The following is an 18,932-nucleotide window of genomic DNA, read 5'->3' as shown; positions in this document are numbered from 1 at the left end:
GTTTTTCTTTCCAACCTTCCCGATATCACATCTCATCTCTGAGTTAGTCCATCGCAGGCAGTTCTCATGCTGCTGATGTTTCTCATTTTCAGATGCTCTCAGCGCTCACACATAATGTTGAGTTCAATTTTAAGTTGATGTAATTGTCATTAGCAATTTTGAGTGAGGATTGAATGATAGATTTTGATGTCCATAGCAAATTCTCGTTGTCATCAGATGACAGCTTTGCAGAGCTGGTGCCAGGGCTGCTGATTGAGGGGGAGGAAGTTATAGGTTCTTATTCAACTGGTCGGGATGGCGTTGTTTTTACAAACTTACGGGTTATGCCAATCGACGTGCAGGGCTTTACCGGCAAGAAGCGTGACTTCACATCGATCCCTTATAAGAAGGTGACGGCGTATTCTGTCGAGACAGCTGGCACGCTGGACGCAGATGTTGAGCTCGACCTCGTTATATCTGGGCTTGGGAAGGTGAAGTTCAGGTTCTACAATCTGGAGGAGCTGGTTGAGATCTCCCGTCACATCGCGAAGGCCATCCTTTAAGCAATCGGCCGATTACAAAGCTCACCTGCGGGCTGAAGAGATAGACCGCAGGTATGCAGCGCACTCACACCGCGCCAGCGCCCCGCCTGCGATGCTGTTCTATCACCTGTACGATCCGGTCCGTCATCATCCGCACCTCGGGCAGGTGCCTCCGGTCATCATGCATTGTCACCCACTGGTGCTTCGTCAGGTCCTCAATCACCGGGCCGCACTGCCGTAACTGAGGCGACGTATCCCCCAGAAAACTCGGCAGAATAGAGGCGCCAGCCCCTGCGCACAGCATATCCAGCAAGGTGTGTTGAGAGCTCACTTGCATCACCATCTCACTGCCATGGTGCTCCAGCAGCCAGCGCGAGGAGTTGGTGGTCGCGAACTCCGGTGCGATGCCGACCCACCGCTGTTCCACCGCCGCATCAGCCCCAACCGCCACATAGGGCGCGAACTCCACGGGTGGCAGACGTTTGCTCGCTAAACCAATCTCCGCAGGTGCTGAACTGCGCAGCCCAATGTCGATCTCGCGTTTTTTGATGTTCAGCCGGTCCTCGCTGGTAATGAACACCACCTCAAATTCATCCTCCGGCTTGCACAGCGCGGCAATATGCAGGCTGAGAAACTTCATGGTCCAGCTCCCGGCAGAAACCCGAACCTGCGGCTTGCGGGATTTCGCGCTCAGCCACTGCTCAAACCCGGCATAGGCACACTGAAACGGCTCCAGCTGCTCCAGCACATCTCGCCCGTCCTCGGTCAGCACATACCCGGCCTGCACCCGGTCAAACAGCTTCAGCCCCACATCCTCTTCCAGCTGCTGCATCCGGCGGCTGAGTGTGGCTGGACTGCACGCCAGCCTCTGTGCGGCTTCACTCAACGTGCCGCAAGCCGCAAGCACGAGGAATGCATTGAGATTATCCAGCAATCGAACCTTCATTTTTGAAAACTGCTTTTGAAATTTGGCCGCTATCCGGCAGAAAGAACACAGGGAAAGATAGGCTTAGTTCTCCTCAATGAAAAGAAGCCAGAATGTTGATTTTCCCACTTCGCGAACCTGACAGAAACCCGCCAAACCCAACGCGCCACCAGTTGGAAGATTATTACACCAACTACGCCAGCGCCTGCGCCCGGCCATATTACATTGCGCTGGCCGCCATCATGGCAGTCATCTTCACGCTGTTCTGCATTTTTACGCCATAACATCAGCACAAAGCTCTGGCCTGCGGAGCGCGTTACTCACCGCAGACCAGCAGGGTGCAAGCGCTTGCTATTGCCGGTCGCAGGCAAACAACAAACGAGAGGGCGGCAGACAAAGGGTGCGAGGCTCCGCCCACGGCGAAACGCCACTTTGCACCGGCACAGTGAAAAGGCACACCTCATACATCGAGTAGAAGAGCGAGATGAGGCGCCCCAACGCAGCCGAACAGGGCAGGGGGCTCAGCGCCCCACGCCCAACCCGTTACTCAAGAAGCGTCAATGTTGTACTGACCGGTTGTGGGTCGACGACCTGCTGTAGAACCCCACAGGTCTTTCTCAACGCTTCTATGCGGTCTTGCAAGGCATAATGCAAAGTGAACAAAGCATCCCGCTCACTGCTCTGGTTCATCCGCTCACTCAGCACAAGTTGCTGAAAATAAGCAAGATTTTCGATATCAGAAACAGTGATGAGAACTTTATCTAACTCATTGTCGATAGTGTTTGTGGCGCTTGGCGCGCATGCAGTATCGTCCATTCCAATCCCCTTACTGACTAGGGTGTTGAAGATCCGCAACGCCAAAAAAGCTTCCTAGGGCTCGCTGGCGAGCGGGAGGCTAGAAACCTGAGTCAGACAGGCGAGCTTATTCCCTCCCGAAGGAGGTGTTGTATTCACCGCCCTCCCGCTCATAGCAAAGGGTCTGCGCACTATAAGATAGGCACAAAAAAACCGCTAGACTACGGGAGCGGGTACCGCTGACGTGAGGTTTCTAGGCCTCACATATGAGTGTGAAACACAACCCCACAACCTGTCAACGCCCAAACCCAAAACCTCCCCCACTCATGCATTTCTGCAACGGTTGGGGCTAAGATATTTGAGGTGCCGAAGACTTTTGGCTGGAGATTGAGGATATTTTGTCCGCAAACCTTTTTTCTATGTTTTGGACTAAGCCCAAAATGTGTTCGCGGATTGAATTGATGTAGTTGTTATCAATACTAAGAAGAACTTTGCCTTGATTATCTTTTCCATCTCGATGAACGCAGTGATGTCTAGTGATCATGACGGACTTCAAAAATGATTTACTGTCCGTGTCTACGAATGGGGTTGCTCCCAACGCGCTTGTATACAACTTATCAACGACCTCTAAGTCGTGATAAAGTTGGTTTTTGAGGAATGTTACCGCATGTTCGAAAAGTGGATCTTTGTTATTAGCTAGTTTCTTAAGCGGGAATTTTTGATCTCCAAGTTTGTCATATTGAGTTATAAGACTAACTTGAACCTCCTTATCTGCTGCCAGAGTTATCAAGCGATCACACAAGTAAGCTTCCATCATTGCAATATGTTGAAGAAGTAGCATTCTTCGAAACATGGGATAAGAATGAAGTGAACCTGCATTTACAAACATCTCATCGAGAAGCTCAAGTGAGTGAATGTATCTGTTCCATGGTTCTTCAGGCACATACGATTTTAAGTACTCATCGTAGTCAAGTTCGTCATAATCGTGTGGATCGTCGGGAACTGAAATGCTTACAGAGAGATTTGGTTCTTCAGGAATTGAAGCTTCAAACTGGTCAAAGAAGTTGGTGATCTCAACTTCATAAGCTTTGCTACACTCAGGACATGTTACTTGGAGATGCTCAATTCCTCGCCCTTCAGAGTTGACTTCAGCGCTATAGTCAAACGCAGGAAGGGAGCAAATAAACTCCTCTACCCTTTCGTCGCATTGAGAGCAAACAAAGCTAATTTGTGGATCTTCTTCAATCATATTGTCTCTAAAGGAATCTTGGTAAATCTCGTACTCGAAAGGTTTAAGGTGTTAAATTAGGCTGTGACTTGAGAAGCAGAAATTGGACGACCTGCCTCATCGGATGTTTCATTGGTGATCTGAGGGGCATAATTACAATTATGTTTAATGTATGCAGCAATTCGTTTCACATCTATTTCACGATTTTTGACGTCATCTTTGTACAGCACTATTCTTAGACCTTCACAATAGCTTGAGGCCGCAAGTGATGCTAGGAATGACTGGACTATTTCGTGAATGACTTCTTCGCGGGTGGCGTTAAGCCCAGTGAAACCAGTCCCTAAGACAGGGATATTGTAAATTTCATTACTGCCCTTTTCACTCAAGTAAGCCCAAAGAGCTCCTAATGCGGTAAGAAAATCCGGCATGGAGCCTTTAGCTTTCCCGTGTGGGTTTATTTCTGCGATTGCGCAAAAGAATGCATTCTTGCTCTGGTGATTGATTCGAGCAACAGCGCCATAAGGGTGAGGGCCTACACCTAATTGGGCATTGATCATGTCGTCAATTGCGGTGGTTCTTTCGAAGAATTTTTTAGTATATAATCCTTGTATACTTCTTTTATCAATTACATCCAAAGAGGTGATGAAGTTAATATTAGTTCCTACAATTATTGGTCCAGCATATTTGAATATATCACCAACGACTAATTCTATTTTTAGCTCAGTACCTTTTATCTGAAAAGAGTACTTAGGGGGAAATGCCTTTGGATACAAGCTTATGAGATATGTTATGGCGCCTGCGATGGAAAAAATTCCTAATAACGAGATTAATGCATCCTGCCAGCGATTTTCCGGTGTGTTAAAGAAACTGTACGCTTCGATAAGTGTCCAGATTATGCCCACAATCGTAAAAAATGAGCAGACGTACCACTTTACCTCTTGCCGCATTGTTCGGCCTCACACTGCTAAGGTATTGTAGTAATGAGGGCCTGCCTGACCTCGCCGCGTGTAATGATCGTGTTGTTTCGGCCAATCATCTAATGCAACCTCTATTGCACGTTGCTTGAATGGAATGTGTAATGCTAACTCATCTCGAAGGATGGCGGGGCAACGATTTCTATCAATTCCATTTTTGTTGTTCAAATTTACAGCGATGATGGGCAGATTTCGCTTTAATGCTTGTTCAATTTCCCATCTTACAAATCTATACAAGTATTGCGTACTTTCACCAATTAAAAGAACGAACACTTTTGTATTTCGCATTCTCTCACTTAGTTGATTCTTGATAGAATACTCAAGACTGCTATCTCTGGCTGAGTTGAGATCATGCGCATCGAAGAAATTAAATGAAAAACCTTTATTATCTCTCCAAGCACGCATTAAATTGTAATAATGCATATCTCGATCCCCATCAAAGGCTACATAGGTTTTATTGCGGTATGCCATTTGTAAATCCTTTGAGAGTTGCATGACTAATTTATTGCAGTTTTAAGTAATTGTTAAAAGATAATTTTTCATCTAATTGGACTAGTCGAGGATTGGTCTCTCTGCTACTCTCCACACACCACCACCAATCCTCAAAGGATTCCCAATGCCGTTGCGCATGCATATCGCTGTAAAAATCACCGCCCGTGTCCATGATGGTCCGGCGTGTGGGCGATTTATGCGCTTGGCTTGAAACGCTCCCAATGCATGAGTGAAAACCGCACCGCAGAGCCCTTGTGCTCGCCCGTTTGTGCGTCTTCATTCAGGCAAGAGCGTTTAGGCAGCGGGGCAGGGCGTGCCATTCCACGAGCAGCCCCAGCGGGTGTTTTCATCGTAATTCCTCAGTTTCCGCTGAAAAACGGGAGTATTGAGGAAATCTAAGAGGCTGAAACTCAATCAGCCCCTTTATTGCGCTGCCAGCATTCGCTAAAAGACCTCCACGAATTTTATTTGCCCGGCTGGGACTCAGGTCTCAATCAGCTGCTGGCACATCCAAACCCTTGAGGGATTATGTCCGACCTCGAAACACTCGAAGCCGAGATTAACACCGCGATTGCCGGTGCTGACTCCGAAGCCGCACTGGAAGACGTGCGCGTTGCCGCCCTTGGCAAAAAGGGCAGCGTTTCTGAAAAAATGAAAACGCTTGGCAAAATGAGCCCGGAAGAGCGCAAGGAAATGGGTCCTGCACTCAACGGCCTTAAAAACCGCGTTGGTGAGGCCATCACCGCCCGCAAAGAGCTGCTGAAAGAGGAAGCTCTCAACGCGCGCCTCGCCTCTGAAACCGTTGATGTGAGCCAGCCACTGCGCACCACACCGGCAGAAGAAGGCCGCATCCACCCGATTTCTCAGGTGACGGACGAGCTGATCGCCATCTTCGCCGACATGGGCTTTTCCGTTGCTGAAGGCCCGGACATCGAGACCGATGAGCTGAACTTCACCGCGCTCAACTTCCCGGAAGGCCACCCGGCCCGCGAAATGCACGACACTTTCTTCTTCAACGAGAAGGAAGAGGGCGAGCGCATGTTGCTGCGCACGCACACATCCCCAGTGCAGATCCGCGCGATGAAATCTCAGGAGCCACCGCTGCGCCTGATCATGCCGGGCCGCACATACCGTTGTGACAGCGACCAGACCCACACACCAATGTTCCACCAGCTGGAAGGCCTCGTGATCGACAAGACCACGCATATCGGCCACCTGAAGGGCACATTGGAAGAGTTCCTCAAAGCCTTCTTCGAAGTGGATGATGTAGAGCTGCGCTTCCGCCCAAGCTTCTTCCCATTCACCGAGCCATCCATGGAAGTGGACGTGAAGTGCGACCGCTCCGGCTCTGAAGTGAAAATCGGTACCGGCAACGACTGGATGGAAATCCTCGGCTGCGGCATGGTGCACTCCAACGTTCTGCGCAACTGTGGTCTGGACCCGGATGTGTACCAAGGCTTTGCATGGGGCATCGGCATCGACCGTCTGGCAATGCTGAAATACGGCATGAACGATCTGCGCGCCTTCTTTGATGCAGACGTCCGCTGGCTCAAGCACTACGGCTTCCGCCCGCTGGATATGCCAGCGCTGGTTTCCGGTCTTTCCAAGTAATTTGGTCCAAACGTAAAGAGCTAATAAAATGAAATTCACCCTTTCCTGGCTCAAGGACCATCTTGAGACCGATGCAAGCCTTGATGAAATTGTAGAGCGCCTGACGCTGATCGGGCTGGAAGTGGAAGAAATCACCAATCCAGCTGATCGCCTTGGCACATTCAAAATCGCCCGCGTTCTGGAAGCCGAGCAGCATCCAAATGCAGATCGTCTGCGCGTGCTGAAAGTGGACACCGGCGAAGGTGAGCCCCTGCAGGTTGTCTGCGGCGCACCAAACGCCCGCAAAGGCCTGATTGGCGTGTTCGCAAAACCGGGCGATTACATCCCCGGTCTCGATGTAACATTGTCCGTCGGTAAAATCCGCGACGTGGAAAGCCACGGCATGATGGCCTCCGAGCGCGAGCTGGAATTATCCGACGAACACGACGGCGTCATCGACCTGCCAGAAGACGCGCCAGTCGGCACCCCGTTTGTTGCATATGCTGGTCTGGACGATCCGGTCATCGAAATAGGCCTGACCCCAAACCGCTCCGACTGTGCAAGCGTGTTCGGAATTGCGCGTGATTTGGCTGCTTCCGGCTTAGGAACGCTAAAAACCCCGCAAAAAACGCAAATCAACGCACATAGCAACGCAAACGACCTAAAAATCCTTTTGGATCTAGGGGATAGCCCGGAACACTGCCCTGCATTCGGCTACCGTGTGGTCCGTGGGATCAAAAACGGCCCGTCTCCAAAATGGATGCAGAAGCGTCTGGTTGCTATCGGTCTGCGCCCGATTAATGCCCTCGTGGACATCACCAACTACATGACCTTCGATCAGGGCCGCCCGCTGCATGTCTTTGATGCAGATAAGGTTTCCGGCGACCTGACCGTCCGTCACGGCAAAGCAGGTGAAGAACTTGTTGGCCTCGACGGAAAAACTTATGCTGTCGATGAGAACGTGGTTGTCATTGCCGACGACAACGGTCTGGAGTCCCTCGGCGGAATTATGGGCGGAGAATCAACAGGTTGCGACGAAAACACCACCAACGTGGTGATCGAAAGCGCTCTCTGGGATCCCCTCAACATCGCTCGTACCGGTCGTAAACTGGGAGTATCTACCGACGCCCGCTACCGCTTCGAGCGCGGTGTGGACCCGGCGTACATGGTGGAAGGCCTTGAAGTTGCTACGAAATTGGTCATGGACCTATGTGGCGGCGGCGAAGCTTCCGACGCGCACGTTGTAGGAGAAGTGCCACAGGAAGAGCGCATCATCGACTTCCCTCTCAGCGAAGTCAAACGCCTCTCCGGTCTGGAAGTATCCCACGGCGAGATCAAAGCTATCCTCTCCCTGCTGGGCTTCTGGGTCGCTGGCAACGGCGATGTGGTCAAGGTTTCTCCTCCAAGCTGGCGTCCGGACGTACACGGAAAAGCTGATTTGGTAGAAGAGGTTATGCGCATTGTCGGCATCGACAAAGTGCCAACTGCTACCCTGCCGCGCATGGAGCCAATCTCCCAGAAGGTTCTAACTGTTAGCCAGATCCGCCGCTCTAATGCCCGCCGCGCACTCGCAACACGCGGCATGGACGAGGCTGTTCTGTGGTCCTTCATTCCAAAAGCCCACGCAGAGCACTTCGGCGGTGGTAACCCACTGCTATCATTGGCAAATCCGATCTCCGCAGACATGTCCGACATGCGTCCGTCCCTGCTGCCTGGTCTGCTCTCCGCAGCACAGCGCAACGCAGACCGCGGTTATGCCGATGTCGCCTTGTTCGAAGTCGGCCAAGTCTTTGAAAACGATAGCGAAAAAGGCCAGAAGATGGTCATCGCCGGCATCCGCCGTGGTACCGCCAAACCAACCGGTTCTGGTCGCCATTGGTCCGGAAACGCTGAAAACATTGATGTTTTCGACGCGAAGGCTGATGCAGGCGCGGTACTGCAGTCCATTGGTGCGCAGGTAAACAACCTGATGGTCTTCACCGACGCCCCATCCTACTACCACCCAGGCCGCTCCGGTGCCCTCAAAATGGGCCCGAAAAACACCCTGGCGTACTTCGGTGAGATCCACCCTAAGACCTTGGAAGCATTGGACATTGAAGGCCCGCTCGTGGCGTTCGAAGTCTTCATTGACGCTGTTCCTCAGCCGAAGAAGAAAGCGACCAAATCCAAGGGTGCGCTGAATGCTGCGGATCTTATGCCGGTAAAACGGGACTTTGCGTTCCTGGTAGACAGCTCTATCCCGGTTGAGAAGCTTCTGAAAGCTGCCAAAGGTGCGGATAAGGCGTTGATCACAAACGTGAATCTCTTCGATATCTACGAAGGGCAGGGCGTGCCGGAAGGTCATCGCTCTCTCGCGATTGATGTGACCCTGCAGCCGACCAAGAAAACCCTCACCGATGAGGATATCGAGGCGGTCTCAAACAAGATTGTTGCGTCCGTTCAAAAGGCTACCGGCGGTACCCTGCGCGGATAACTCCCGCTGAACAACGCTGACGAACACTAAAAAACGCGGTTTCCGAAAATTCCGGAAACCGCGTTTTTTGTTGCAAAATTAGCCAAAATCGGCCCGCCAACAGGGGCATAACTTCACGCATCAACGGGCATAATCAAACGCAGAGCCAACACGCTCAGTCCGTTCCCTCACGCGCATCCGCCTCATCCAGCTGCACAGGCTCAGAGATCACACTCGCCCGCCCGCAGAAACCCCGCCGCCGACGCCGCTGCATGTGCTGACAGTCCTCGTCGCTCAACTCCGCCTCTGGAGAGCAAGCGCCGTTCACCGCAACAGCACCGCCCTCAATCTTCAGCGCCAGCCCTTCAGTCAGCGCCGTCGCAACCACCGTGCGGGCGTGGGAGACAAGCCGCGAGAACGTGGGCCGCGAAATCCCCATCAGGTCCGCCGCAGCTGTATGCTCCAGCCCTTCCGCATCGGCCAAACGCAAGGCTTCCATCCCATCCTCGGATAATACAGCCGCCTGAAGCTTGCGTAGCGGAACCCCCTGCGGCTTGAAAAAGCGCACTCCTGCGGTTCCATGAATCCGGCGTGGTTTTCTTGGACGTGGCATAACAAACACTCCCTTCACAGCGTATCCCGTAAAAGCCGTCATTGAGTTTTGGGCAAGGAGACGCACAGCAACATAAACCTAGAGCAGGGGGCGTGAAATGAGAGCACGCGGCCAACTCTAATGAGCATATGTTCATTATATTGCGCCTCCCATCCGCCGCTGACAAGCTAGGAAAAGAACATATGCTCATAATGCCACCCCGCCGCAAACGGGCATAACCAGCAGCAGAGAGGGGAGCAAACACCAAAAACGCCCGAAACATCAGCCTCGAGCGCATCAAACCAGCAAAAATCTATGCTACATGTTCGCGGTGATAAGTCCGGTACGAACCTCGTCCTCCACCTCAATCATGGAGTAGTTCCTCAGCAAACCGTCCTGGTCAAAAAACAGGGCCACTTCCTTGGTGGTCACATCCTGTCCACTGGCAAGCAAATCAACCACAGGAATGAAGTTCTCAACCTTCGCCTGCGTCCGTACATGCCTGTATTTCCAAATCTCATTGCCGCTATCGGTAAAGTCAGTGGTGTTTGGATCGCCCAATGCAACGCGCACATCTTCCTTGGTCGTCTTGCCGTTCTCCAGCTGGCTTTCCAACCCCTCGCGCGTCAAATGCCGAAGGCTCTCATTGCCAACAGAAGCGCAGCCAGCCACAACCAGCCCAAGCCCCAGAGCGAGGATAACGTGCACAATTCGCAAATCTATGCCCCTTTTGCGTTGGTTTGCGTTGTTCCGTAAAGACAACGCACGGCGAGTTCTTCTTAACTGGGAATAGAACTTCGTTCTCTAAGCCGAGCGTGGCGCCAGAACGCAGCCCTGTAAACCTGAGATAAGACTCGTGTCAGAACTGTCAGGGTGCGATTTTTATATCAAATAATGTAATAAATTCAGCGTATTAAAGAAAATGCCAGCACGCCCAAAACACCAAAGCTGGCAAAATGCCCCGCACACATCATGTGGAAGATTCCAGCACAATCACAAGAGCCCCAGCGGGCATAACCCTGCAAACGTCTTTTTGCGTTGCTATGCGCACCTTTGCGTTTTTCTGCGTTCCTATGGAAATTGGTAGAACAGTACCACCCAAACCGCCATCTCACCCCGCAGAAGGGGAATAAGTGCCGGAGCTATGAGCCTCAGGCAGCGTACCACTCGCATCACCCAAAACTAAACTTATCCCCGCATTACCTTACTAGCTGGAGTTCATCAGCCCGATGCGCTCCCCACCGTCGTCTTCCCGCACTTGTTGCGGGATCCAGCTGAAACTAGCCACGCAAGAACAGCTGAAGTGCTGGCCATAAGCTTGAAAGAATGAGCGCACCAATCCGACTTAGCAGGATTTGCATCTGGAATTAGTTCGGCAAGCCCGTGCCCTTGGCCCTAGATCCCGCATCGAGTGCGGGAAGACGCCTAGAGGGAACCGGCTACAACTCTCAACACCAACTCCACCCGAGCAGATCCCGTGGCTAAAAATCCCGGCAAGCAAAATGCCATGCCAGGATTAATTTTTCACTGATTTACAGTTTGAAGCGCTTGGTCAATCCAAAGCGGACCATCGTGGATGAGCTTGTGAAGTTTATCGGATAATCGTCAGAAAATGACTTATCGGTGATGCTTGGGAAGGCTACACGAAGGCCTTCAAGACGGGCGGTCCAATCCTGTGAGAAGTTATGCTCAACACCAGCACCAAAGACATACCCATAGTGTGTTTTTTTGACGGAAGCTTCCGGATTGCGGGCGTCACCAAAGTTCTGTTCTGTTTGTGCAATTGCAACGCCAGCGGTTGCATATAACAATCCATTCCCCGCAGCTAAGCCTGCGCGTGCTCTTGCTGTTGCAAGCCAAGGCATTCGGGAACTATTAACTTCACTCTTGTCATCGAATAAGTGCTTCTGGTCCCAGCTGGACCATGCAATATCGGCCTCCAGACCATACACAAAGTTGCCAGCTTGTGCGTTGAAGCCAATAAGTCCACCAGCACCGGCTGCCCAATCTGTGATTGTGTACTCGCCATAGTCATGTGGGCCGCTGTATTCGGTGGCTGTCGCAGACTTAATCGAGCCGTCAACTAGAGCGCCCACGTAAAGCCCGGACCAGTCGATTGTTTTTGGAAGGGTGGTTTCCTTGCTGGTGTTTAAGCCATCGCTCAACGAATAACTCACAGAGACTTTTGCGATGTCAGCAGAAGAAGTGAACGAGCCTGCTTCGTCATTAATCTTGTGACCAGAGAAGTCTTCTGGGAGCGCTATGTGAAGGTATTCAAGCCTTGCGGAAATGCGCTTGGTAATTGCTGTCTCTACGCCAGCACCAATCGCTAAACCTAGGTGGGTCGTCTTGGACTTCGTCAGGTCGTCGGGGTCGCTAACTTCTCCGAATTTATAATCAGCGTTGACCGCAGCAACACCGCCGGTGACATAACCCAATGTATTGCCAACGTTCAGGCCCGCGCGAACACGTAGTGTACTGTACCAGTTCCACTTGGAGGAATTGATGTAATTGGCATTGCTAAACTGATGTTTAGTTGAAAACGAAGGTAGATTCACATCAGCTTCCACACCGAGAACGCTGTTGCCGTGTTGGAAGTTATAACCTGCGAGTAATCCACCAGCTGCAGCCCATTTCTCGGCAGTGTACTCGCTATAGTCCCAGTGGCCATAGTACTCAAGAGATGCAGAGCGCCCCAGAAGTGCAGCAGCATTTGCACCCACATAAAGGCCATCCCACGTCCCAGAGCTACCTGCATCTGAGTTTGCTTCTCTCTGATTGCTCCCTGGTGCAAAGTTTAGAGCAAGGCGACCAAAATGCGCGGAAGAGGTAAACGTGCCATAGCCGCCACCAAAGTCAGTGATGCCTTTATTTGGCAACCCTACAAACAGATAATCGGCTCGTAGCGACCAGTTTTGGTCAAATGCATGCTCATATCCAGCTCCAACAGCAAGACCAGTATGAATGCCGGAGTGTGAAGCTTCAGAGCTACCTTCAACGAAGTTGTAGTCTGCATCAACGAATGCGAGGCCTGCACTCGCATAAAACAGGCCATCACCAACCGCTAAACCTGCGCGTGCTCTAGCCGTAGCAAGCCAATTCCATGTTGCCTCGTTACTTCCATCTGAACCGTAGTTTTGCGAAACGTTGAAGTTGGTTTTGGAGAGGTCAAACTCTACACCATAAACAAAGTTGCCATGCTGGCGGTTATAGCCAGCTTGTAAGCCAGCAAGCAGGGCAGCTTCTGCTTTTGTATATTCACCATAGTCGTTAATGCCGCCATACTCTAGGGGAGTGGTGCGACCGATTAAGCCACCAGTGTGAACGCCGCCATAAAGGCCAGTCCAGTCACGAACATTCTGGATGTCTAAACTTGAATCTTCAGCAAAAGCTGGGCTGGTAAAGAGCCCTGCAACCGATAGAAAAAGGGCAGTTTTGAGCATTGAAAGAGGAGGAGTAGTCTCACTTGAGGATTTTGTTTTTGCTTTAAGCACGATTGCAACCCAACTTTGCATTATTAGAGAAGCCTCGCTCATTTTGAGGCAGAGCTTCTGAATATTATTAGAAATATTCACTAGCACGAATTTTATCGATTCTTTCATTCCCTAGGGTAATACTATGTGGATTTACCTAACCGTTGCCAATATGCAACGGGTCGACCACCGTCTCCCCTCCGCCACACAACGCGCGCTTGCAAACGTTGACCATTGACACCGCATGCATCTGGTTGCATGCTCTTGGGTGAGGCCCAAAACCTCCAACAACGCGGTACCCGCTCCCGTTAACTAGCGGATTTTTTGTGCCTTTTTTCCAAAAGTGCGCAAACCCTTCGTTATGAGCGGGAGGGCGGTGAATACAATACCTTCTTCGGAGGGGAATAAACCCGCCTGTCGTTGTCAGGTTTTTGGCCTCCCGCTCGCCAGCGGGTTCCAAAAGCCCTTTGTCGCGCGGCCCTTCAATAGCCAACAACGAGGCTTTGAATATGGTCGATTCCGCATGCGCATGCAGCGCCACAAACACTCTTCAGAATGAAATTGACGAAGTCCAGATCGTCGTCTCTGATCTTCAGAACCTCGCGTACATGCAACAGCTTGTACTCAGCGAGCGCGTGAAGAACAGTTGCGAGCGGGATGCTTTGCTCACTTTGCACCACGCTTTATGTGACCGCCTGGAGGCACTGAAAAAGTCCTGCGGATTATTGGAGCGGGTCGCCCTTCCGCAGCCGGTCAACACCAATGTTGTGTCTCTGGATTAACGCACTGTGACAGGTGCTCGGGTGGTGTCACACGCACCCCGTGTTCACTGCCACAGGGACGCCTCCACACCAAGGCCTCCAACCTCAGGTGAGAGGCACAACCCCGCATATGAGCACCCTGCTGGTCTGCGGCCGGGCAAACGCGCCCGCAGGCCAGCATCCCAAAATTGGGCACCGCAGCGCTGCGACTCTGTTCAAACGCAGCGCAAGCGAGCTCCCTGAGCGTGAAAGTGATTCATGCCAACCTTTTCAAAAATAATGGCAGGACTTGCTAATATATAAGTTTATTGTGGAATAAATAGGATGTTTTGGCGAATCGAGAACCTTGCCCAAATGAGTGTTTCATACCCTATAAAACCCGAAAACCCTTGGTATTTCAGGGAGCTTGTAACGGCATCTGCATCGCGCCGCGGCAGAGCAACCCCGTCAAGCCGCTGTCTCTAAGTAGTTTTTCCTTTTGACTTTCAGGCCAATTCGCCCAAACTCCGATGTGTGTAATCAATTAGGTCTTGAAGTTACATTGGGACTAGGAAAATGCGCTGGTATCAGCTGTATTTGAATATCTTAAAGAGAGATAAGCTGCCTTGGCACATCGAAGATGTTTCCATGGCCAATAACCTGCATCTCGTCTGACGACCTCCGCCTGCAGTGGAGTCGCTCCTGCTGCACGGCCGCATGTAAGCCCGCCTCCTGCCTCCTACAGTCCACCAAAGATGCAGAGCGTAGGGGCCAGCCAAACATGCAACACCCCCAAAACAAGTAAATATCAGGCACTCATTCCAAAACTGCATCCCCTGTGCAGCAGAGGAACTGTGTCCGGATATTGGCAATACCATCGGCACCTCCGGTTTGCGCTGCAGTTGTGTCGTGATTGCTTCAGATAATGACGTTTGTCTTTACTCCTGTCTCCCAAGTGTTGAGCGCGCTGGGTGCAGAAGAACGATACCGCCATGCCTGAGACTTGCAACGGGGAAATATACAGATCACAGCACAGCCAAGATTATGCAGGCCATGAATCTGTATGATCAAGTAATACTCATGTAAACATCAGCGCCTTGTGTATTGCATAAAGGTATATGTGCCTGTGATCTGTATATAAAAACGATTATTTATTCACATATGGATATTGTTACTTATTGTTATGATGAAATATTTGAGTATCTAATGGTTTCGAAGATTGGTGAAGCGAAAATGTTTTCGATTTGTAAGTAAAGTAACTTTGAAATCGATAATTTTCTTCACTCCCTGAGAATTCGGAGAGACATATTCCCTCCGCCCTATTGGTAAAGAAGCAAGTAAGAGGACGTTCTTATGACTAAGTTTATGCCAGAGCCGTTCAAGATTAAATCTGTTGAACCAATGTACTTCATTTCTGACGAGCGTCGCGAAGCGGCAATCCAGGAAGCTGGCTTCAACACATTCCTGCTGAAGTCCAAAGATTGCTACATCGATCTGCTGACTGACTCCGGTACATCCGCGATGTCCGACAAGCAGTGGGCTGGCCTGATGGTTGGTGACGAAGCTTATGCTGGCTCCGAAAACTTCTACCACCTTGAAGAAGTTGTTAAAGAGCACTTCGGCTTCAAACACCTTATCCCAACTCACCAGGGCCGCGGCGCAGAAAACATCCTGTCCACGCTCACAATCAAGCCAGGCGACTACGTTCCAGGCAACATGTACTTCACCACAACACGTTTCCACCAGGAACGTAACGGTGCAACATTTGTTGACGTAATCTGCGACGAAGCACACAATCCTGACCTGGCTGACGTGCCATTCAAAGGCAACGTGGACCTTGCAAAACTGCAGAAGCTCATCGACGAAGTTGGTGGCGACAAGATCCCTTACATCTGTCTTGCTGTAACCGTGAACCTGGCTGGTGGTCAGCCTGTTTCCATGGCCAACATCAAAGCAGTAAGCGAACTCTGCCACAAGCACGGCATCCAGGTGATGTACGATGCAACCCGTTGTGTAGAAAACGCATACTTCATCAAAGAACGTGAAGCAGGCTTCGAAGACAAATCCATCAAGGAAATCCTCTTCGAAATGTTCTCCTACGGCGACGGCTGCACCATGTCCGGCAAAAAAGACTGCCTGACAAACAACGGTGGCTTCCTGTGTGTGAACGACGACGAGCTGTTTGCTGAAGCAAAAGGCATGGTTGTTCAGTTCGAAGGCATGCCTTCCTACGGTGGTCTCGCAGGCCGCGACATGGAAGCAATGGCAATCGGCATCAAGGAATCCGTTGAGTTTGACTACATCTCACACCGCGTAAACCAGATCCGCTACCTCGGCGAACGTCTGGATGCAGCTGGCGTGCCAATGGTTAAACCTTACGGCGGTCACGCAATCTTCCTCGATGCACGCGCATTCCTGCCACACCTTGACCAGCAGCAGCTCCCTGCACAGGCACTTGCCGCAGCGATCTACCGCACCTCCGGTGTACGCACCATGGAACGCGGTATCGTGTCCGCAGGCCGCGACGTTAAGACCGGTGAGAACCACGTTCCTAAGCTCGAAACCGTTCGTCTGACTATCCCACGTCGCGTATACACATACGCACACATGGATTACGTCGCAGATGCGATCATCGAGCTCTACAAAAACCGCGAAAGCATCAAGGGCCTCGAATTCGTATTCGAACCTAAGGTACTTCGCTTCTTCACTGGCCGTTTCGAAGAAATCTAAGAACTAAGCCATTGAAGTGACTAGCAATAGTCAAAGACTAAACTGCATTGGAGGAGAGCCTGTGTGCTCTCCTCTGTTGTTATCAAAGCACAAATCTTACCCATCGTAAGTCTATGTGCGCTTTTCGGGAAAGCTCTGCCACGGGGCACTTACAAAATCGGCAGGTGTTTTCTCACTTGGTCACGGCAAATGCCGGAGTTGGGAGGCTCAACATGACCATCGCTTCTGATCAGGTTCCAGCTGCTGAGACAGCCGAACCGAAACCTACCAAAAAAAGTCAGGGCACTATCCTGGGCGCCAGTGTGATCGCTGCTGGCACCGCCGTCGGCGCGGGCATGTTCTCGCTCCCTGTTGCAAACAGTGGTGTTTGGTTCTCTGTCTGTCTGGTTCTGATGATCGTCGTTGGTTACATCATGCACACCGCATCGTTGTACATCATGGAAATCACGCTTCATTTCCCTGAAGGGTCCAACTACGACAGCCTTGCCAAGGGCACCATTGGTAACGTGGGCCGGGTGGTCAACGGTCTCTCCGTTGCCTTCCTGTGCTACGTTCTCACCTACGCCTACATCTCAGGTGGTAGTTCGATCATCACGTACTCGCTGTCGATTTTTGGTGACGTAAACATGTCATCAGGGGTTGCGAGTTTGATCTTCGCAGTCGTGCTATTATCGATAGTGATGATGGGAACCCGAGCAGTCGACCGTGTGAACACAGTTCTCATCGGCGGCATGATCATCACATTCATGATCAGCTTGAGCTCATTGATCGGCAACTCATCTACAACGAACCTGTTCCCAGAGATCTCACTCGGCGATCGCATGCCATATGCGTTCTACACCATCTCCTTCCTGGTAGCGAGTTTTGGTCTTCAGATTACAGTTCCAACTGTAACCAACTACCTGGGGCTGGATGCGAAACGGACAAGTAAAGCGCTGTTGATTGCGATTTTCCTTGCTGGTTTCTTCTACTTCCTCTGGATGTTTGCAGTATTCGGAAACATCTCCCGTGATGACTTCCCTGCAATTATCGCTGAAGGCGGTAACATCGGTAACATCATTGGTGCTCTGAGTAAGTCTGGTATCAGTGCCAACATCTCTGTAATCCTGCAGATCTTTGGCAACATGGCTGTTGCAACATCCTTCCTGGGTGTGTCTCTCAGCCTGTATGATTACATCTCTGACTTGTTCAAGTTCGACACATCTACCGTTGCCGGTAAAGCAAAGACTGTAGGTATCGCATTCGTCCCAACCATCATCCTTGCTATCCTGTACCCACACGGGTTCATCGCAGCAATCGGTTATGCTGGTGTGGTTCTGGTGATCTTCTCATTGCTGGCACCAATCGTAATGGTTCGCATCTGTCGTGAGCGGAATCCAGACATGTACCAGGTCCCAGGCGGCAACGCCCGTCAGGCAATGGTATTCGGTTTCGGTATCCTGGTGTTCATCATCACCGCATTCGAACTGACTGGTAACCTGCCAATCTTCGGCTAATCCGCTTGAAGAGAATGCAATAAAGACGACTATTCAGTCGGGGCAATACTGATTGCGGGCGCAAGCCACAAGCTCCCGCAATCAAACCAACTGACCCTCAAATGTCAGTAAAAGACTTGCCGCAGCCCTTCCCGCTGCGGCAAGTTTTGTCTGTTCTGACCCACCAACACCTCGAACCCGCTGGGAGGCAGGTTTCGGGGTGTTCGCGTAATTTGCGACTAAAACTAACCAAGGTTAAGCAAACAAACGAAGCTGTCCGTGTTGTGGAGTTTGGCAACAGTCCAAGCCCACATGTGTGGGCTTGCCTTCCTCAACTCCGAACGAATGGAGATAAGTGCTCTTTAACGTCTCAAAACGAACTGTTTGTTTTGAGAAGCCGTTCTTGAACTTGCCCAGCAGGTCTTGTTGACTTTAACAAGTCTTGCTGTTTCTCCTCCTGATTGCGATTTGAGTACAAGTTCTTTGCCTTCCAGATTCCATGTGGCGGCTTTACTTTTGCTCAATCCACAGCCCGACTTGGTATTGATCGCATGCTTCGCTTTATTCTGCGGATTGGAAGTCATTTCCAATGGGCACGATTTCTTTGTATTCAGATCAACAAGTGTCCAATCACCCAAGAGATCTTTTGTTGTTGGAGCAGAGGCTTCATTAGCGATAAACTTTACCACTGATGCGAGGGCTTTGATTGAATCGGTTGAGATGTGCACATTGGCTTGGGAAGAATAACTAAGTTTCTTTGTAGTGTTATTGGCCGAACACAGTTCGAGCTTCGGCTCCTCTTTCACAGAGTTATTCGATGATGTTTGGCACCCTGCCAATGCAATCAATAATCCAGAAAGAGCAACGAGTGAGTAAGTATGCTTAGGCAAGTGAAAATCCTCGAGAAATATCAAACGAGAAGACATTAAATCAATAAATGTATTT

17 protein-coding genes are annotated in these 18,932 nt (G+C 50.8%); 7 read left to right on the top strand and 10 right to left on the bottom strand.

Features of this window, described 5'->3' with window-relative positions; translation table 11 throughout:
* Nucleotides 1-173: 173 nt before the first annotated feature.
* On the top strand, nucleotides 174-542 hold the full coding sequence (locus tag BM231_RS10220; RefSeq protein WP_093519011.1) for a PH domain-containing protein: 369 nt from the start codon (nucleotides 174-176) through the stop codon (nucleotides 540-542).
* A gap of 64 nt (nucleotides 543-606) precedes the next feature.
* On the opposite strand, the gene BM231_RS10215 is transcribed toward BM231_RS10220, so the two are convergent.
* Nucleotides 607-1,467: a LysR family transcriptional regulator gene (locus BM231_RS10215; protein ID WP_093519009.1), complete on the bottom strand. Its 861-nt coding sequence runs from the start codon at nucleotides 1,465-1,467 to the stop codon at nucleotides 607-609.
* 92 nt (nucleotides 1,468-1,559) lie between these two features.
* Here BM231_RS10215 and BM231_RS27065 point away from each other — a divergent pair, with 92 nt between their 5' ends.
* Nucleotides 1,560-1,730: a hypothetical protein gene (locus BM231_RS27065; protein WP_167550287.1), complete on the top strand. Its 171-nt coding sequence runs from the start codon at nucleotides 1,560-1,562 to the stop codon at nucleotides 1,728-1,730.
* A gap of 259 nt (nucleotides 1,731-1,989) precedes the next feature.
* Here BM231_RS27065 and BM231_RS10210 read toward each other — a convergent pair whose 3' ends face one another.
* From BM231_RS10210 to BM231_RS26940, 5 genes are all read right to left on the bottom strand, one after another.
* A complete protein-coding gene (locus tag BM231_RS10210; RefSeq protein WP_093519007.1) occupies nucleotides 1,990-2,262 on the bottom strand; it encodes a hypothetical protein in 273 nt (90 codons plus the stop codon).
* A gap of 328 nt (nucleotides 2,263-2,590) precedes the next feature.
* Complete coding sequence (locus tag BM231_RS10205) at nucleotides 2,591-3,490, bottom strand: hypothetical protein (protein ID WP_093519005.1); 900 nt, start codon at nucleotides 3,488-3,490, stop codon at nucleotides 2,591-2,593.
* Between the two features lie 56 nt (nucleotides 3,491-3,546).
* The gene (locus BM231_RS10200; RefSeq protein ID WP_093519003.1) at nucleotides 3,547-4,416 is read right to left on the bottom strand and encodes a macro domain-containing protein; all 870 of its coding nucleotides are present in this window, start codon (nucleotides 4,414-4,416) and stop codon (nucleotides 3,547-3,549) included.
* 9 nt (nucleotides 4,417-4,425) lie between these two features.
* The gene (locus tag BM231_RS10195; RefSeq protein ID WP_093519001.1) at nucleotides 4,426-4,914 is read right to left on the bottom strand and encodes a TIR domain-containing protein; all 489 of its coding nucleotides are present in this window, start codon (nucleotides 4,912-4,914) and stop codon (nucleotides 4,426-4,428) included.
* 215 nt (nucleotides 4,915-5,129) lie between these two features.
* Complete coding sequence (locus BM231_RS26940; RefSeq protein ID WP_159437958.1) at nucleotides 5,130-5,285, bottom strand: hypothetical protein; 156 nt, start codon at nucleotides 5,283-5,285, stop codon at nucleotides 5,130-5,132.
* A 178-nt stretch (nucleotides 5,286-5,463) separates the two neighbouring features.
* Here BM231_RS26940 and pheS point away from each other — a divergent pair, with 178 nt between their 5' ends.
* Complete coding sequence (gene pheS / locus BM231_RS10190) at nucleotides 5,464-6,546, top strand: phenylalanine--tRNA ligase subunit alpha (protein WP_093518999.1); 1,083 nt, start codon at nucleotides 5,464-5,466, stop codon at nucleotides 6,544-6,546.
* 28 nt (nucleotides 6,547-6,574) lie between these two features.
* A complete protein-coding gene (pheT, locus tag BM231_RS10185; protein ID WP_093518997.1) occupies nucleotides 6,575-8,998 on the top strand; it encodes a phenylalanine--tRNA ligase subunit beta in 2,424 nt (807 codons plus the stop codon).
* A 154-nt stretch (nucleotides 8,999-9,152) separates the two neighbouring features.
* Here the strand turns inward: pheT and BM231_RS10180 are convergent, their stop codons facing one another.
* The 3 genes from BM231_RS10180 to BM231_RS10170 all read right to left on the bottom strand — a co-directional run bounded on the left by BM231_RS10180 (nucleotide 9,153) and on the right by BM231_RS10170 (nucleotide 13,063).
* Nucleotides 9,153-9,590, bottom strand: coding sequence for a DUF134 domain-containing protein (locus BM231_RS10180; RefSeq protein WP_093518995.1), 438 nt, complete (start codon nucleotides 9,588-9,590; stop codon nucleotides 9,153-9,155).
* A 297-nt stretch (nucleotides 9,591-9,887) separates the two neighbouring features.
* Entirely contained in the window at nucleotides 9,888-10,277 is a 390-nt protein-coding gene (bamE, locus tag BM231_RS10175; protein ID WP_244271719.1) for an outer membrane protein assembly factor BamE domain-containing protein, read from the bottom strand.
* An 824-nt stretch (nucleotides 10,278-11,101) separates the two neighbouring features.
* Entirely contained in the window at nucleotides 11,102-13,063 is a 1,962-nt protein-coding gene (locus BM231_RS10170) for an outer membrane protein (RefSeq protein WP_159437957.1), read from the bottom strand.
* A 488-nt stretch (nucleotides 13,064-13,551) separates the two neighbouring features.
* On the opposite strand from BM231_RS10170, the gene BM231_RS10165 reads away from it, so the two are divergent.
* The 3 genes from BM231_RS10165 to BM231_RS10155 all read left to right on the top strand — a co-directional run bounded on the left by BM231_RS10165 (nucleotide 13,552) and on the right by BM231_RS10155 (nucleotide 18,008).
* Nucleotides 13,552-13,824, top strand: a complete 273-nt coding sequence (locus BM231_RS10165) for a hypothetical protein (protein ID WP_057463957.1) — start codon at nucleotides 13,552-13,554, stop codon at nucleotides 13,822-13,824.
* A gap of 1,311 nt (nucleotides 13,825-15,135) precedes the next feature.
* On the top strand, nucleotides 15,136-16,512 hold the full coding sequence (locus tag BM231_RS10160) for a tyrosine phenol-lyase (protein WP_093518991.1): 1,377 nt from the start codon (nucleotides 15,136-15,138) through the stop codon (nucleotides 16,510-16,512).
* A 212-nt stretch (nucleotides 16,513-16,724) separates the two neighbouring features.
* Nucleotides 16,725-18,008, top strand: coding sequence for an amino acid permease (locus tag BM231_RS10155; RefSeq protein WP_093518989.1), 1,284 nt, complete (start codon nucleotides 16,725-16,727; stop codon nucleotides 18,006-18,008).
* Between the two features lie 341 nt (nucleotides 18,009-18,349).
* On the opposite strand, the gene BM231_RS10150 is transcribed toward BM231_RS10155, so the two are convergent.
* Nucleotides 18,350-18,877, bottom strand: coding sequence for an AprI/Inh family metalloprotease inhibitor (locus BM231_RS10150; RefSeq protein ID WP_159437956.1), 528 nt, complete (start codon nucleotides 18,875-18,877; stop codon nucleotides 18,350-18,352).
* Nucleotides 18,878-18,932: the final 55 nt, after the last annotated feature.

The sequence above is a fragment of the Pseudovibrio ascidiaceicola genome (assembly GCF_900114245.1).
Lineage (GTDB): Bacteria > Pseudomonadota > Alphaproteobacteria > Rhizobiales > Stappiaceae > Pseudovibrio > Pseudovibrio ascidiaceicola.
The sequence above is the reverse complement of the archived record's forward strand: the minus strand, read 5'-3'. Positions and strand labels throughout refer to the sequence as shown.

What these genes read in the sequence shown, in the direction of transcription:
- BM231_RS10220 (WP_093519011.1), top strand. Translation starts at nt 174, where the DNA reads ATGATAGATTTTGATGTCCATAGCAAATTCTCGTTGTCATCAGATGAC.
- BM231_RS10215 (WP_093519009.1), bottom strand. Translation starts at nt 1,467, where the DNA reads ATGAAGGTTCGATTGCTGGATAATCTCAATGCATTCCTCGTGCTTGCG.
- BM231_RS27065 (WP_167550287.1), top strand. Translation starts at nt 1,560, where the DNA reads ATGTTGATTTTCCCACTTCGCGAACCTGACAGAAACCCGCCAAACCCA.
- BM231_RS10210 (WP_093519007.1), bottom strand. Translation starts at nt 2,262, where the DNA reads ATGGACGATACTGCATGCGCGCCAAGCGCCACAAACACTATCGACAAT.
- BM231_RS10205 (WP_093519005.1), bottom strand. Translation starts at nt 3,490, where the DNA reads ATGATTGAAGAAGATCCACAAATTAGCTTTGTTTGCTCTCAATGCGAC.
- BM231_RS10200 (WP_093519003.1), bottom strand. Translation starts at nt 4,416, where the DNA reads ATGCGGCAAGAGGTAAAGTGGTACGTCTGCTCATTTTTTACGATTGTG.
- BM231_RS10195 (WP_093519001.1), bottom strand. Translation starts at nt 4,914, where the DNA reads ATGGCATACCGCAATAAAACCTATGTAGCCTTTGATGGGGATCGAGAT.
- BM231_RS26940 (WP_159437958.1), bottom strand. Translation starts at nt 5,285, where the DNA reads ATGAAAACACCCGCTGGGGCTGCTCGTGGAATGGCACGCCCTGCCCCG.
- pheS (WP_093518999.1), top strand. Translation starts at nt 5,464, where the DNA reads ATGTCCGACCTCGAAACACTCGAAGCCGAGATTAACACCGCGATTGCC.
- pheT (WP_093518997.1), top strand. Translation starts at nt 6,575, where the DNA reads ATGAAATTCACCCTTTCCTGGCTCAAGGACCATCTTGAGACCGATGCA.
- BM231_RS10180 (WP_093518995.1), bottom strand. Translation starts at nt 9,590, where the DNA reads ATGCCACGTCCAAGAAAACCACGCCGGATTCATGGAACCGCAGGAGTG.
- BM231_RS10165 (WP_057463957.1), top strand. Translation starts at nt 13,552, where the DNA reads ATGGTCGATTCCGCATGCGCATGCAGCGCCACAAACACTCTTCAGAAT.
- BM231_RS10160 (WP_093518991.1), top strand. Translation starts at nt 15,136, where the DNA reads ATGACTAAGTTTATGCCAGAGCCGTTCAAGATTAAATCTGTTGAACCA.
- BM231_RS10155 (WP_093518989.1), top strand. Translation starts at nt 16,725, where the DNA reads ATGACCATCGCTTCTGATCAGGTTCCAGCTGCTGAGACAGCCGAACCG.